Here is a 13,801-nt window from a genome sequence, read left to right as displayed (position 1 = left end):
AGATGAATTGGGTAACCTGCAATTATACTAAACGTCCAGCTGTTTGCGGGCGTTGACAAAGCTCATTTTTTCGAGAAGCAGTTCTGCGAGTCGATGCCTGTCTATCGGGGAAAGTCCCGATTCGCGCTCCTGCGCCGTGAGGGCGGCGATCTCGCGCGTGATCGCATTGGCGTGGAGCTTGTTCAGGGTGTCCTCGAAGAGGATCTCGACAACGTTTTCGTCGAATTCTGCGTCGACCAGTTCCGCAGCCACGCGCGCCAGCGTTTCGGCGTGGGGCGTATCGCGGAACTGTTCGACCAGCGCACCCAGTCCGGCGTTCATTGCCAGGTCGCCGGTACTCGACAGGTCGATGATCGCGACCAGGGCACGGCCTTCGGCGGTGTGGACGGGAATGAGATCGACCGGCAGTCTTGCCGCCCATGCGGGATGCTGCAGGACCAGGCGCAGGAGGGTGTTTGCTCCGGAGGGTGGCCGCCGGTGCTGGCGGTTCGGGGGTGGAGCGGCGAAATCCGGGGCGCTGCGGTGACGCCAGCCGTCGAATCCGCCCTCGCGCGATTGGCGCGAGGTGCTCTGGGGTTTGAGACCGAAAGCCGTTTCCACTTCACTCTGGCTGAACCCGGAAGCATCCGCGATCGTCTTGATGATCTGCAGGCGCAGCATCGGCGCGGCGATGCGGGTGACGAGGGGTTTCGCGTCATGCACGAGTTTGGCACGGCCTTCGGCGGTGTCGAGCGGGCATTCGGCACGCAGTTCGTTGAGCAGGAAGGTCGTCAGTGGGGTGGCGTCGTTCGCAGCCTCGTTGAACGCAGCGGCTCCGTGCGCGCGGACGAAGGAGTCCGGGTCGTGCTGTTCGGGCAGGAACAGGAAAGCGAGGGCGACGTCGTCGCGCAGCGCCTCGAGCGCGGACTCCAGGGCGCGCCGTGCCGCCTTGCGCCCCGCATTGTCGCCATCGAAGCAGAAGACGATCCGCTGCGACTGGCGCAGCAGGGTGTTGATGTGATGCGGCGTGGTCGCGGTTCCGAGGGTCGCGACGGCATTGGCGACGCCGAATTGCGCAAGCGCGACGACGTCCATGTAGCCCTCGACGACGATCGAGTAGCCGGCGTCGCGGATCGCTTTCTGGGCCTGCGGCAGGCCGTACAGCTCGCGTCCCTTCTCGAACAGCGGGGTTTCGGGGGAGTTGAGGTATTTCGGTTCGCCTGTGTCGAGGACTCGTCCGCCGAACGCGATGATGCGCCCTCGACGGTCCTGGATCGGGAATATGATGCGGTTGCGGAAGCGGTCGTAACGACGTCCGGCGTCGTTCTCGATCACGAGGCCGGCGTCGAGCAGGGCCTTGGCGTCGTAGTTCGGAAAGGTGCCGCGCAGGGCTTGCCAGTCGTCGGGCGCGAAGCCGATGCCGAAGCGCGCGGCGATCTCGCCCGACACTCCGCGCCGCTTGAGGTAGTCGATCGCTGCAGGGGCCGTCTTGAGTTGTTCGCGGTAGAAGCGGGCGGCAGCGGTCATGGCTTCGACCAGTCCGTCATGTGCTGGCTGCGCCTCCGGGCGGAATCCGGGACGGGTTTCCTGCGGAACCTGAAGTCCTGCGTAGGATGCGAGCTCCTTGACTGCTTCCACGAACGACAGCCCGCTGTATTCCATCAGGAAGCCGACGGCGCTGCCGTGCACGCCGCAACCGAAGCAGTGGTAGAACTGCTTGCTCGGGCTGACGGAGAACGATGCGGACTTTTCCCCGTGGAAGGGGCAGCAGGCGAAGTAGTTCGCGCCACTCTTCTTGAGGGTGAGGTGGCGTTCGATGACGTCGACGATGTCGACGCGCGCGAGCAGGTCCTGGATGAACGACTGCGGGATCATGGTTGCCGCCGCCCGCGTTCGGGCGGTAGGCGCTCAGGCCGAGAGCCTGGAGCGCACCCGGCGCGAGGCTTCCGCCATGTCCGCACGTCCGGCAAGGCGCGCCTTGAGTTGCGGCATCACGCGGCCGAGGTCGGCAATGCTCGTGGCTCCGGCATCGGCAATGGCTGCCGTGATCTCGGCATCGAGTTCGGCGTCCGACAGCTGGACGGGCAGGTAGGCCGACAGTACCTCGATCTCGAAGCGCTCGTTGGCGGCCAGATCGGGGCGGTTTGCTGCGTCGTACTGGCTCGCGGAGTCGCGGCGCTGTTTGACGAGCTTCTCGACCGTGGTCTGGATGTCGGCGTCGTCGAGTTCGATCCGTTCGTCGATTTCACGCTGCTTGGTTGCGGCGATGAGCAGGCGCACGGCGGAGAGGCGAGCGCTATCCTTGGCGCGCAGGGCGGCCTTCATGTCGTCCTGGATGCGTTGCTTGAGGGACATGGGCGATGTTCCGAATGGAAATGCAAAAAGCACGCCGGGCGCAAGTCGAATGACTTGCGCCCGGCGTGGGTGACCGGCTGCTGGATCCGGAAGGGATCAGTACAGCTTCGGCGGCAGGGTCTGGCTGCGCAGGCGCTTGTGGTTGCGCTTGACGGCGGCGGCCGACTTGCGCTTACGCTCCGCGGTGGGCTTTTCGTAGAACTCGCGGGCGCGCAGCTCAGTCAGCAAACCGGTTTTTTCGATGGTGCGCTTGAAGCGGCGAATGGCGACTTCAAACGGCTCGTTCTCCTTGACGCGGATACCCGGCATTGCGAACTTCCTTGTGTGTCTGGTAGGCGGAAAGCGCGGATTATATCCGTTCGATCCCGGCAAGCCAAGTACAAACTTAGCTTTCCGATTGTCGGCCCGTTAGAATGGCGCCCTGTCCCGTCTGTGAGGCTGTTGGCTGCAAATCATGAGAGTTCTGGGAATCGAAAGCTCCTGCGATGAAACGGGGGTGGCGGTGTTCGACGTCGAGGCTGGATTGCTCGGGCATTGCCTGCATTCGCAGATCGATCTGCACGCGACATATGGCGGCGTCGTTCCGGAGCTGGCTTCGCGCGACCACATCCGCCGCCTTCCGGTGCTCGTGCGGCAGGTGCTTGCCGAGTCCGGCTGCAGTCTCGCCCAGATCGATGCGATCGCCTACACGGCCGGGCCGGGGCTTGCGGGGGCGCTGCTGGTTGGTGCGAGCTATGCGGAGGCGCTCGGGATGTCGCTGGGGGTGCCGGTGCTGCCCGTGCATCATCTCGAGGGGCATCTGCTGTCGCCGCTGCTGTCAGTGGATCCGCCGGAGTTTCCGTTTGTTGCACTGCTGGTTTCGGGCGGGCATACCCAGCTCATGCAGGTGACCGGCGTGGGCGAATATGTGCTACTGGGCGAGTCGCTCGACGATGCGGCGGGCGAAGCGTTCGACAAGACGGCCAAGCTGATCGGTCTGGGATATCCGGGCGGTCCGCAGTTGGCGGGGCTTGCGGAACGCGGGCGCCCGGGACGGTTTCGTCTTCCGCGGCCGATGCTCAGGTCGGGGGATCTCGATTTCAGCTTCAGCGGTCTGAAAACTGCGGTGCTGAATGTTGTCTCCGGCCCTGAGTGGACACCCGAGGATGCTGCGGACCTGGCAGCCGACTTTCAGGATGCGGTGGTCGACGTGCTGTGCGCGAAGGCGCTCAAGGCGCTGGAGCTCGCTGGTCTGTCGCGACTGGTGGTGGCCGGCGGTGTCGGTGCCAACCGGCAGCTGCGCCAGCGCCTCGATGTGGCGACGCGGCGCAAGGGTTGGCGGGTGTATTACCCGGAGCCCGAGCTGTGCACCGACAACGGAGCGATGATCGCATTTGCGGGCGCGCGCCGGTTGGCGGCCGGCGAGGTGCCCGGCACGGCTTGTGCGGTCAGGGTTCATCCGCGCTGGCCGCTTGCGGCGCTGCGCGCGCCCGGGGCGGCCTGACGCGAATCGGCGAAATGTCAGGCCTTGCGGCCGCCGATGCGGCCTTCGGTGCCGTTGAGCAGTTTGCGGATGTTGGCGCTGTGTCGCCAGATCAGGATTGCGGCGATGAGCCCGAGAATGCCGACCACCGGGGTCGCGCCGAGCAGGACGTAGCCGGCGACGGGTGTGGCCAGTGCGGCGCAGAGTGCGGCGGCAGACGAGTAGCGCGTCGTGAATGCGATAACGAGCCAGGTTGCCAGTGCGGACAGTGCGACCCATCCGTTGATCCCTAGCAGTACGCCGAGCGCCGTTGCCACGCCCTTGCCGCCGTTGAAGCGCAGGAACACGCTGAAGACGTGTCCGAGGAAGGCTGCGAGGCCGGCGAGCGCGGTGTCGGTGGCGTCGAAGCCGAGGCGGGCTGCGCCCCAGACGGCGAGCCATCCCTTGGCGCAGTCGCCCAGCAGGGTCAGCAGGGCTGCGGATTTGTTGCCGCTGCGAAGGACGTTGGTTGCGCCCGGGTTGCCCGAGCCGTACTTGCGCGGGTCGGCAATGCCGAACAGGCGGCTCGAAACGATGGCGAAGGGAATGGAGCCGAGCAGGTAGGCGGCCAGCAATAAAGGCAGCAGGGTCATTTTTTCACCTAGAATTGCCGCGATTCTAATCGGGAAACGACATGGATTTCATTTTCATCGAGGAATTGAGGGTTCAGGCGTGGGTCGGTATCTATTCGCGCGAAAAGGCCGCGCCGCAGACCCTGGAGCTCAACCTCACGTTCGGGGTTCCCGATTCGGCGGCAGAGCAGGACGACATCGCCGACACGATCGACTATGCGGAAGTGATCGAGCGAATCCGCAAGGAACTCGGCGAGCGCCACTTCAACCTGATAGAAACCCTCGGGGAATTCGTCGTGAAACTCCTGTTCGACGAATTCGGCGCCCCCTGGGTGAAGATCCGCATCGCCAAGATGGGGGTCATGAAAGGGGTGCGGCGAGTCGGGGTGTATATCCAGCGTGGCCGGGAGGGGATTCCCCTTCCCCCGGCCACGAGCTGAATAGAAAGCCTTGAGCGGGGCACCGGGTGCCCCGAGTCGGCTTATTTGGCCGCCACGGCCTCGAGTTCGGCGAGCGGCTTGTTCTGGGCAAGCCAGTCGATCACCCACTGCGGTTTGCGGCCCCGGCCGCTCCAGCCGATTCCGGGATTCGCAGGGTTGCGGTATTTCACTGCGACGGGGGCGGTCTTCTTGGCCACCACTTTGGCCTTGCGCTTGGTCGGCGCATTCTTCTCTTCCGCGACGGCGTTGGGCAGCAGGTCGCTCAGCGACAGGCCCTCTTCGGCCGCCATTTTCTGCATCTTCTTCAGGAGGTCGCGGCGGGCGGAATCGCTGCGTCGACGGATCTCCGTTTCGACCTTGGATTGCAGGCGGCGCAATTCGGTCAGCGACATCTTGGCCAGTTCCATGTTTTCTCCGGTTTCAATTGTTATTGATCTGATCTCTGATCTGGACAATCTTCCCCGTCCGCGTTGCGGGCTACGGAGCGTCAGGATGATTGGCTGAACATATTCTGCCAGCTATTCCGGAGAATTAGAATCGGAAAATGGATTGAAATCGTAATCGGATTCGCGTGAACGCGTTCAAATGGATGCGCTGACCAGCTCGGGTTGCAATACGCGCATTATTTCATGGGGGCTGACTCCGACCAGAAAACCGCGCCGGCCTCCGTTGATATAGACGAGCGGGAGGTCGAGGATCGTTCTTTCCATGTATATCGGCATGCGTTTGCGCAGGCCGAAGGGCGAGGTGCCGCCGACGAGGTAGCCGGAGTGGCGGTTGGCGGTTTCCGGGGGGCACGGTTCGACGCGTTTCCTGCCCGTCTGGCGCGCGAGTTCCTTGGTGGATACCTTGCGGTCGCCATGCATCAGCACGATCAGCGGAGCGGCGCTTTCGTCTTCCATGACCAATGTTTTGACTACCGAGTGTTCGGCGACATTGAGTTCGCGCGAGGACACTTTCGTTCCTCCGTGTGCCTCGTAATCATAGAGATGTGTGGAGAAGGCGACGGAGTGCTGCTTGAGGAAACGCGTGGCCGGCGTTTCGGGTGCGTGCGCGTCCTGTTTGCTCATGATGGTGCTCCGGATTGCGTATCGACTTTAAAGGCGTATTTGAAGGAGAGATTCATCCACGCGGGTGATGGCGTGCATGCAGTGCTTTCAGGCGTTCGCGAGCGACATGCGTGTAGACCTGGGTGGTCGATATGTCGGCGTGGCCCAGGAGCATCTGCACGACGCGCAAATCGGCACCGTGGTTGAGCAGGTGGGTTGCAAAGGCGTGGCGTAGCGTGTGGGGCGAGATGCTTTCGGCGGGTATGCCCGAAATCATTGCGTACTGTTTAATGATGCGCCAGAACATCTGGCGCGTCATTCCGCTTCCGCGGCGGCTGACAAAGACATCGTCGCTGGTCTTTCCGGCAAGCAGTGCAGGGCGTGCATGCCGGAGATAGCTGGCGAGCCAGTCGATCGCCTCTTCGCCGAGCGGAACCAGCCGTTCCTTGCTGCCTTTTCCCATTACCCTGACGACACCGTCGGAAAGACTCGCAGAAAATATCTTGAGTCCGACGAGTTCCGAAACTCGCAATCCTGTGGCATACAGCACTTCCAGCATACTGCGATCGCGCAGGCCGATGGGGTTGTCGACGTCGGGGGCTGCGAGCAGGGAATCGACCTGAGTTTCGGTGAGGGTTTTGGGAAAGCGCTCGGTACGCATCGGCGGATCGAGCAGCGTTGTGGGATCGGTGGCAATGCGTCCCTGCACGAGCAGGTGGCGGTAGTAGCGGCGCCAGGCGGCGAGCAGCCGTCGCTGGCTGGCTGGCCGGGATCTGCGGCTGAATTCGGCGAGGTACGCGGCGAGATCCGGCGCGCCGGCTTGCGGGAGCAGTGCACCACGCTCCTGGAGCCAGAACGCGAAGAGGGCGAGGTCGCTGCGATAGCCGGCGAGGGTGTTGCGCGACAGGCCATGCTCGAGCCACATCGCGTCGTTGAAGTTGTCGAGTTCGGCGTGGTTGACGGCGTCCAGGTGGCTTGCGACGCTCACCGGCCGGCCTCGAACTGCAGCAGCCAGCGTTTGGTGTCGAGCAGGTAGCCGCCGGTCGAATTGGCAAAGCCGCCGAGGCTCCCGCCGGCCGCCACTACGCGGTGGCAGGGGACGACGATGGGAAAGGGGTTGGCTCCGCAGGCTTGACCGACTGCGCGTGCGGCGCTGTTCATCCCGCCGGCGATTTCACCGTAGGTGCGATGTGTGCCGCGCGGGATGGCGGAGATGGCCGTCCACACCCGCCGCTGGAACGGCGTGCCGCGTTCGGCGAGCGGGAGATCGAAGGGGCGATCCGGGTCGTCGATCCAGGCGAGCAGCTGCGTTGCAGCGCGCTCGGCAAGGGGGGTGTCGGGGGCGATGGCGCGGGTTCCCGGCGGGAGGAAGACCAGTTCCAGGATGCAGCGTCGGTCGGCGCGCACTCCCAGTCCGCCGAAGGGCAGCGTGAGGATGGCCGAGAAGGTCGCTCCTGCGGAGGCGGGTCGGTCGGAACTCATCGTGTGGATTGTGCTGTGGCGCACTTGCAGGTGAATGTCTTCGGGGTGGCCTGCCGCGTTACGACGCCTTGCCGAGCAGGTTCTGCTTGAGCTCGGCGTCTGCGGGAACGTCGCCGATCCAGATGCGCAGCAGCGCGGGGAAGAAGCGCTCGTCGGAGATGTCCTCGCCGCGCCGTTTCCCGGCTACGGTCAGGCGCGTGGCGCCGTTCCACGATTCGATCAGGACTTCGGTATTCGTTGGCGCATCCTTGATCTCGAGCATGGCCTTGCGGAACGCGCCGATCGCGGGTTCGAGTGCCGCGAGCGCTTCAGGGCTGTGATTCTTCTTCAGCCCCTCGACAAGCGCTTCGACGAACTGCTCGGCGCTCAGGTCGCGCAGCGTGACGATGCGGATGCGCTTGCTGCCGGGCTGGTTCTGCAGGCCGCCCGGATCATGGGCGCGTTGTGCGACGTACACGCCCATCGCATAGACCTTGAACAGCAGGCGCGTGCGCACGCCCGCGCCGTTGAGGACAAGTGGTTGGCCGGCGACGCTGGCGGTGTCGTCGAAGGTCACGCCGGCGACGTTCGTCGCAGCGCCGGCAAGCGAGACATGTGACGCTGCGGTCGCGAGTGCGAGTGCGAGGGCGGCAAGCAGTGGGCGATAGTTCATTGCATGGTCTCCTCGAGTCTCCTGGCCCGTTTCTCCCGCGGCGCGAAAACGCCCGTACGGGGACGGGCGTTCGGGGGTATTGCGGGGCCGGGTGGGGCCGGGTGGGGGCGTGCGTCGAGCCGTTGTCAGCGGCGCGTTTCCCCGTTGCCGAACACGATCCATTTCTGGCTCGTGAGGCCGTCAAGACCGACCGGTCCGCGAGCGTGGATCTTGTCGGTGGAAATACCTATTTCGGCGCCCAGTCCGTATTCGAAGCCGTCGGCAAACCGTGTCGAGGCATTGACCATCACCGACGACGAATCGACCTCGCGCAGGAAACGCATCGCGCGGGTGTAGTTCTCGGTGATGATCGCCTCGGTATGCCCCGAGCTGAAGGTGTTGATGTGCGTGATCGCCTCGTCGATGTTCGAGACAACCCTGATCGCGATGATCGGCGCCAGGTATTCCTCGCTCCAGTCCTGTTCCGTGGCAGCGACCAGGCGGGCACCCGGAATGGCTGCGTCGCGCAGGATCGCGAGCGATTCGCTGCAGCCGCGCATTTCGACTTTCCGGGCGGCGAGCATGCGTGCGATCTCCGGCAGGAAGCGGGCGGCCACGGCGCGGTCGATGAGCAGCGATTCGGCAGTATTGCAGGTGCCGTAGCGCTGCGTCTTGGCGTTTTCGACGATGGGCACGACCTTGGCCGGGTCGGCCTCGGTTTCGATGTAGACGTGACAGTTGCCGTCGAGATGCTTGATCACCGGCACGCGCGCTTCGCGCGAGATCCGCTCGATCAGCCCCTTGCCGCCGCGCGGTACGATGACGTCGACGAATTCGGGCATCGTGATGAGGTGGCCTACGGCGGCGCGATCGGTGGTGTCGACGACCTGCACGGCCGCTTCGGGCAGGCCCGCGGCAGCGAGGCCGGCGCGCACGCAGGCGGCGATCGCCTGGTTGCAGTGCAGGGCTTCCTTGCCGCCGCGCAGGATCGCCGCGTTGCCGGACTTCAGGCACAGGGCTGCCGCATCGGCGGTGACGTTGGGACGTGCTTCGTAGATGATGCCGATGACCCCCAGGGGAACGCGCATCTTGCCGACCTGGATGCCGGAGGGGCGGCGTTTGACGTCCGTGATCTCGCCGACCGGGTCGGGCAGCCCAGCGACCTGCTCCAGACCCTGTGCCATCGCCTCGATGCCCTTGGCGTCGAGGGTGAGGCGGTCGATCATCGCCGGCTCGAGTCCGGCTGCGCGGGCTTCATCGAGGTCGCGTGCATTGGCGGCGAGGAGCTCCTCGCGGCGCTCGCGGATCGAGGCGGCCATCGCGAGCAGCGCCGCGTTCTTGTCGGCGGTCGATGCGCAAGCGATCTGGCGCGAGGCGGCGCGGGCCTGGCGGCCCAGCGTCTGCATGTATTCCTGGATATCCATCGAAATTCCGGTGTTGCCGTGCAAAAGAATATTAAAGCACCGAACGGTGCCGTGCGGCCAGTGCCGGAAGGGGCTTGCCCGAGGCGCTAGTGGCGGACGAGCCGGAGCGCGAGCTGGAGGAACTCGTCCCACACGTCGCCAGGGGCGAGGCCCTTGATGATGCGGTCGATGCGCGCGGCGTGCAGCAGCGCGGCGCGCAGCGTCGCCGGCTTGAGGCGCGGCAGGGCGCGCTGGATCGCTTGGCGTCGCCGTTCGTCGAAGACGCGCTCGGCCTTGAGCAGGGCCGGCAACTGCTGTCCGGACGCGACGCCGGAGCTCAGGTTTGCGAGCGTGCGTATTTCGTTCGCGAGGGCCCAAAGGACCAGCGGCGGCGCCGATCCCTCGCCCTGCAGGCCTTCGAGCAGGCGCGTGCAGCGCACGGGATCGCCTTCGAGGAGCGCCTGGCGGAGTTTGTCGATGTCGTAGCGCGCGACGTTGAGCACCGCGTCCTGCACGTTTTCGAGCGTCAGCCGTCCTTCCCCGTGCAGCAGGTCCAGCTTGAGGATTTCCTGGTGTGCGGCCAGGAGGTTGCCTTCGACATGGTCGGCGATGAAGGCGAGCGCCTCGGCCGGTGCCGACTGATTCTGGCGCGCGAGACGGCCGGCGATCCACTCCGGCAGTCGCTCGCGTTCGGGCGCGTTGAGTTCGACCGCGATGCCGGCATCGCACAGGGCCGTAAACCAAGAGGTCTTGCGTGTAGCCCAGTCCAGTTCAGGCAGAGTGATCAGGGTGGCGATGCCGTCGCAGGGCTTGCGCGCATGCCGTTGCAGTGCATCCCCGCCCTCGCGGCCGGGCTTTCCGTTGGGGATGCGCAGGTCGATGAGCTTGGAGCCGCCGAAGAGCGAGAAATTGCCGGCTGCCCCGCTCAGGCTTTCCCAGCGGAATCCTTGACCGACGACCAGCGTTTCCCTCTCCTCGAAGCCTTGGCGGCGCGCCGCCGCGCGGACCAGGTCGGCCGCTTCAAGCACGAGCAGCGGTTCGTTGCCGTGCAGCAGGTAAAGCGGGGCGAGCGGCTTTTCGAGGAGGGCGGGCAGCTGGTCCGGACGCAGGATCACGGCTTGACGGCTGCGAGTCGTCGCATGAGCTGGTCGACGAGGTCGCCCCGCATATCGCGGTAGAGCAGGGCTTCTTCCTGTTCCTTTGCGAGCACCTGAGAATCGTCGTAGGTGTATTCGCGCTTGGCTGAAATTGTGGTGGGCCGGATGCGCTCGGTGCCCGCCCGGTCGACCAGCCGGAATGTGAGGACGTGGCGCAGTTCATACTCGCGCACCTTGCCCGCCCCCGTCAGGGTCAGGATCTCGCGCTCGGGCTGGTTGCGCAGGATCTCGAGCTTCGCCTCGGCCTGGCTCGGGTCGTCGACCACCTCCGTCGTGCCGCTGGTGCGGATGCGCCGGCGCAGCGCGGCGCCGAACTCGTTCTGGGCGCCGACGTTGACGTGGAGGGTTGAGAACGCGAGCGGACGCGGTCCGCGCAACTGGAATCCGCAGCCGGCCAGCGGCGCTACGGCGAGGGCACCCAGGGCTTGCAGCAGGCTGCGACGGGAGCGGGAAGGGGTCATCCGCTGGAGTCCTCAGACCACGATGTTGACGAGACGGCCCGGCACGACCACGACCTTGCGCGGCGGCTTGCCTTCCATGAATTTCTGCGCCGCCTCGGAAGCCAGGGCGATCGCTTCGATCTGCGACGAGCTGGCACCCGCTGCGACCTTGATGTTGCCGCGCAGCTTGCCGTTGACCTGCAGCACGAGGTCGAGCTCGTCCTGCTTGAGCGCGGCGTCCGACGGCGTCGGCCAGTTCGCGTCGAGGATGTCGCCGGCGAAGCCGCAGTCCCGCCACAGTGCGTGGGCGACGTGCGGCGTGATCGGGGCGAGCAGACGCAGCAGGATGGTGAGGCCTTCCTCGGCGACCTCGGCATGGGCCGCCGCATTGTCGCGTGGCGCCTTCTCCAGCGCGTTGAGCGTCTTCATCGCAGCCGACACCACGGTGTTGAACTGATGCTTGCCGAAGTCGTAGTTCGCCTGCTTCAGGCAGGTATGGATCTCGCGGCGCACCGCGCCCAGTGCCTCGGGCAGTTGGGCGTTCGCGAGCGTGCGTGTCGCCGGGAGCTGGGGGCGGATTTCGTTGGCGAAGCCGTGGCCGAAGGCCCACACGCGGCGCAGGAAGCGATAGGCGCCTTCGACGCCCGAATCGGACCATTCGAGCTGCTGATCCGGCGGTGCGGCGAAGATGATGAACAGGCGCGCGGTGTCGGCACCGTACTGATCGACCAGCGCTTGCGGATCGACGCCGTTGTTCTTCGACTTCGACATCTTCTCGGTGCCGCCGATGACGACCGGCTGGCCGTCGGCGACGAGCTTCGCCGCGGTGATGCGACCCTTGTCGTCACGCTCGATCTCGACGTCGGCAGGGTTGATCCACTGCTTCTTGCCGCCCTCGGCCTCGCGATAGTAGGTCTCGGCGACGACCATGCCCTGCGTCAGCAGGTTGGTGAAGGGTTCGGAGACATTGACGAGGCCTTCGTCGCGCATCGCGCGGGTGAAGAAGCGCGAATAGAGCAGGTGCAGGATCGCATGCTCGATGCCGCCGATGTACTGGTCGACCGGCGCCCAGTAGTTCACGCGGCCATCGACCATCGCCTTGTCGTTGTCGGAAGAGGCATAGCGCAGGAAGTACCATGAGGACTCGACGAAGGTGTCCATCGTGTCGGTCTCGCGACGGGCCTGCTTGCCGCATTTCGGGCAGCTGCACTGGTAGAACCCGGGCATCTTCGCGAGCGGCGAGCCGCGCCCGGTGATCTCGACGTTCTCCGGCAGGACCACGGGCAATTGCTCGTCCGGTACGGGCACGTCGCCGCAGTCGTCGCAGTGGATCATCGGGATCGGGCAGCCCCAGTAGCGCTGGCGCGAGATGCCCCAGTCGCGCAGGCGGTACTGCGTGCGCTTGGCACCCAGTCCCTTTTCCGCAAGGTCGGCGGAGATCGCATCGACGGCATCCTGGAAGTGCAGGCCGTCGTACTTGCCGGAATTGACCAGCCGGCCCTGCTCGCTGTAGGCGTCCTGCCACGGTGCCGCGGTGTTGTCGTATGCGTCGCGCGTGGAGCTCACGACCATCCGGATAGGCAGGTGGTACTTCGTCGCGAACGCGAAGTCGCGCTCGTCGTGCGCCGGGACGGCCATCACCGCGCCTTCGCCGTAGCCCATCAGGACGTAGTTCGCGACCCACACGTCCATGAACTCGCCCGAGATCGGATGGACGACGCGCAGGCCGGTCGGCATGCCCTTCTTTTCCATCGTCGCGAGGTCGGCCTCGGCGACGCCGCCGTGGCGGCACTCGTCGATGAATGCGGCGAGTTCCGGGTTGTTCGCCGCAGCCTGCAGGGCGAGCGGGTGCTCGGCCGCGACGGCGACGTAGGTTGCGCCCATCAGCGTGTCGGCGCGGGTCGTGAACACCTTCAGCACGCCGGACTTGCCGATCGTCGACAGGTCGTAGGGGAAGTGCACTTCGACGCCTTCGGAGCGGCCGATCCAGTTCTTCTGCATCAGCTTGACCTGCTCGGGCCAGCCCGGCAGGGCGTCGAGCGCGTCGAGAAGCTCGTCCGCGTAGGCGGTGATCTTCATGTAGTACATGGGGATTTCGCGCTTCTCGACCACCGCGCCGCTGCGCCAGCCCTTGCCGTCGATGACCTGCTCGTTGGCGAGCACGGTCTCGTCAACCGGATCCCAGTTCACCGTGCCGAGCTTCTTGTAGATCAGGCCTTTCTGGTACAGGCGGGTGAACAGCCACTGTTCCCAGCGGTAGTAGTCCGGCTTGCAGGTGGCGAGCTCGCGCGACCAGTCGATCGCGAAACCGAGGCGCTTCAACTGCGTCTTCATGTAGTCGATGTTCGCGTAGGTCCACTTCGCCGGCGGCACGTTGTTCTGGATCGCGGCGTTCTCGGCCGGCATGCCGAAGGCGTCCCAGCCCATCGGCTGCAGGACGTTGTAGCCGCGCATACGGTGGTAGCGCGCGAGCACGTCGCCGATCGTGTAGTTGCGCACGTGGCCCATGTGCAGCTTGCCCGACGGGTAGGGGAACATGCTCAGGCAGTAGTACTTGGGCTTGCCCGCGTCTTCGGTGACGCGGAAGGCCTGGGCGGATTCCCAGTGCTGCTGGGCGGCGGATTCAACCGTAGCGGGGGTGTATTTGTCCTGCATGTGCGGGCGGCAGTGGAGACGTGGAAAACACGCGAGTATATCGCGAAGCCGTTGAGCCTCGTGCGGCGTCTCTGCTTGCCACGTCCGGGCGGGCTGCGCGCGGACAAAAAAAAGCATCCGGAGGGAGCCGGATGCTT

At 65.3% G+C, this 13,801-nt stretch carries 15 protein-coding genes; 2 read left to right on the top strand and 13 right to left on the bottom strand.

What is annotated here, in order from left to right; translation table 11 throughout:
* Positions 1–27: 27 nt before the first annotated feature.
* The 3 genes from dnaG to rpsU form a co-directional block, all read right to left on the bottom strand.
* Positions 28–1,854 (bottom strand): DNA primase, encoded by a 1,827-nt coding sequence (gene dnaG / locus F464_RS0115625; protein WP_018990777.1) that lies wholly within the window; start codon positions 1,852–1,854, stop codon positions 28–30.
* A 33-nt stretch (positions 1,855–1,887) separates the two neighbouring features.
* Complete coding sequence (locus F464_RS0115620; protein WP_018990776.1) at positions 1,888–2,334, bottom strand: GatB/YqeY domain-containing protein; 447 nt, start codon at positions 2,332–2,334, stop codon at positions 1,888–1,890.
* Between the two features lie 96 nt (positions 2,335–2,430).
* Positions 2,431–2,643, bottom strand: coding sequence for a 30S ribosomal protein S21 (rpsU, locus tag F464_RS0115615; protein ID WP_011238288.1), 213 nt, complete (start codon positions 2,641–2,643; stop codon positions 2,431–2,433).
* A gap of 145 nt (positions 2,644–2,788) precedes the next feature.
* Between rpsU and tsaD the strand changes: the two genes are divergently transcribed.
* The gene (gene tsaD, locus F464_RS0115610) at positions 2,789–3,817 is read left to right on the top strand and encodes a tRNA (adenosine(37)-N6)-threonylcarbamoyltransferase complex transferase subunit TsaD (protein WP_026296045.1); all 1,029 of its coding nucleotides are present in this window, start codon (positions 2,789–2,791) and stop codon (positions 3,815–3,817) included.
* Between the two features lie 17 nt (positions 3,818–3,834).
* On the opposite strand, the gene plsY is transcribed toward tsaD, so the two are convergent.
* Entirely contained in the window at positions 3,835–4,428 is a 594-nt protein-coding gene (plsY, locus tag F464_RS0115605; protein WP_018990774.1) for a glycerol-3-phosphate 1-O-acyltransferase PlsY, read from the bottom strand.
* A 41-nt stretch (positions 4,429–4,469) separates the two neighbouring features.
* Here plsY and F464_RS0115600 point away from each other — a divergent pair, with 41 nt between their 5' ends.
* Positions 4,470–4,847, top strand: coding sequence for a dihydroneopterin aldolase (locus F464_RS0115600; protein ID WP_018990773.1), 378 nt, complete (start codon positions 4,470–4,472; stop codon positions 4,845–4,847).
* A gap of 41 nt (positions 4,848–4,888) precedes the next feature.
* Here F464_RS0115600 and F464_RS0115595 read toward each other — a convergent pair whose 3' ends face one another.
* The 9 genes from F464_RS0115595 to leuS all read right to left on the bottom strand — a co-directional run bounded on the left by F464_RS0115595 (position 4,889) and on the right by leuS (position 13,664).
* Positions 4,889–5,254, bottom strand: a complete 366-nt coding sequence (locus F464_RS0115595; protein ID WP_018990772.1) for an H-NS histone family protein — start codon at positions 5,252–5,254, stop codon at positions 4,889–4,891.
* A gap of 174 nt (positions 5,255–5,428) precedes the next feature.
* Entirely contained in the window at positions 5,429–5,917 is a 489-nt protein-coding gene (gene ybaK / locus F464_RS0115590; RefSeq protein WP_018990771.1) for a Cys-tRNA(Pro) deacylase, read from the bottom strand.
* A gap of 52 nt (positions 5,918–5,969) precedes the next feature.
* Positions 5,970–6,884 carry a site-specific tyrosine recombinase XerD gene (gene xerD / locus F464_RS0115585; protein ID WP_018990770.1) on the bottom strand — a complete coding sequence of 305 codons (915 nt, stop codon included), beginning with the start codon at positions 6,882–6,884 and terminating at the stop codon, positions 5,970–5,972.
* Complete coding sequence (locus F464_RS0115580; protein ID WP_018990769.1) at positions 6,881–7,378, bottom strand: methylated-DNA--[protein]-cysteine S-methyltransferase; 498 nt, start codon at positions 7,376–7,378, stop codon at positions 6,881–6,883. Before F464_RS0115580 ends, xerD begins: the two co-directional genes overlap by 4 nt.
* Positions 7,379–7,436: 58 nt before the next feature.
* Positions 7,437–8,030: a chalcone isomerase family protein gene (locus F464_RS0115575; RefSeq protein ID WP_018990768.1), complete on the bottom strand. Its 594-nt coding sequence runs from the start codon at positions 8,028–8,030 to the stop codon at positions 7,437–7,439.
* Between the two features lie 125 nt (positions 8,031–8,155).
* Positions 8,156–9,433: a glutamate-5-semialdehyde dehydrogenase gene (locus F464_RS0115570; RefSeq protein WP_018990767.1), complete on the bottom strand. Its 1,278-nt coding sequence runs from the start codon at positions 9,431–9,433 to the stop codon at positions 8,156–8,158.
* An 86-nt stretch (positions 9,434–9,519) separates the two neighbouring features.
* Complete coding sequence (gene holA, locus F464_RS0115565) at positions 9,520–10,527, bottom strand: DNA polymerase III subunit delta (RefSeq protein ID WP_018990766.1); 1,008 nt, start codon at positions 10,525–10,527, stop codon at positions 9,520–9,522.
* Entirely contained in the window at positions 10,524–11,030 is a 507-nt protein-coding gene (locus tag F464_RS0115560) for an LPS-assembly lipoprotein LptE (protein ID WP_018990765.1), read from the bottom strand. Before F464_RS0115560 ends, holA begins: the two co-directional genes overlap by 4 nt.
* A 12-nt stretch (positions 11,031–11,042) precedes the next feature.
* Positions 11,043–13,664: a leucine--tRNA ligase gene (gene leuS, locus F464_RS0115555; RefSeq protein ID WP_018990764.1), complete on the bottom strand. Its 2,622-nt coding sequence runs from the start codon at positions 13,662–13,664 to the stop codon at positions 11,043–11,045.
* Between the last annotated feature and the right edge of the window lie 137 nt (positions 13,665–13,801).

Source organism: Aromatoleum toluclasticum ATCC 700605 (assembly GCF_000378245.1).
GTDB lineage: Bacteria > Pseudomonadota > Gammaproteobacteria > Burkholderiales > Rhodocyclaceae > Aromatoleum > Aromatoleum toluclasticum.
This window is presented reverse-complemented; position numbering and strand designations above follow the sequence as displayed.

Bases quoted from the DNA above. Each gene is read 5' to 3' on its own strand.
- dnaG (WP_018990777.1), bottom strand. From the start codon at position 1,854: ATGATCCCGCAGTCGTTCATCCAGGACCTGCTCGCGCGCGTCGACATC.
- F464_RS0115620 (WP_018990776.1), bottom strand. From the start codon at position 2,334: ATGTCCCTCAAGCAACGCATCCAGGACGACATGAAGGCCGCCCTGCGC.
- rpsU (WP_011238288.1), bottom strand. From the start codon at position 2,643: ATGCCGGGTATCCGCGTCAAGGAGAACGAGCCGTTTGAAGTCGCCATT.
- tsaD (WP_026296045.1), top strand. From the start codon at position 2,789: ATGAGAGTTCTGGGAATCGAAAGCTCCTGCGATGAAACGGGGGTGGCG.
- plsY (WP_018990774.1), bottom strand. From the start codon at position 4,428: ATGACCCTGCTGCCTTTATTGCTGGCCGCCTACCTGCTCGGCTCCATT.
- F464_RS0115600 (WP_018990773.1), top strand. From the start codon at position 4,470: ATGGATTTCATTTTCATCGAGGAATTGAGGGTTCAGGCGTGGGTCGGT.
- F464_RS0115595 (WP_018990772.1), bottom strand. From the start codon at position 5,254: ATGGAACTGGCCAAGATGTCGCTGACCGAATTGCGCCGCCTGCAATCC.
- ybaK (WP_018990771.1), bottom strand. From the start codon at position 5,917: ATGAGCAAACAGGACGCGCACGCACCCGAAACGCCGGCCACGCGTTTC.
- F464_RS0115580 (WP_018990769.1), bottom strand. From the start codon at position 7,378: ATGAGTTCCGACCGACCCGCCTCCGCAGGAGCGACCTTCTCGGCCATC.
- F464_RS0115575 (WP_018990768.1), bottom strand. From the start codon at position 8,030: ATGAACTATCGCCCACTGCTTGCCGCCCTCGCACTCGCACTCGCGACC.
- F464_RS0115570 (WP_018990767.1), bottom strand. From the start codon at position 9,433: ATGGATATCCAGGAATACATGCAGACGCTGGGCCGCCAGGCCCGCGCC.
- F464_RS0115560 (WP_018990765.1), bottom strand. From the start codon at position 11,030: ATGACCCCTTCCCGCTCCCGTCGCAGCCTGCTGCAAGCCCTGGGTGCC.
- leuS (WP_018990764.1), bottom strand. From the start codon at position 13,664: ATGCAGGACAAATACACCCCCGCTACGGTTGAATCCGCCGCCCAGCAG.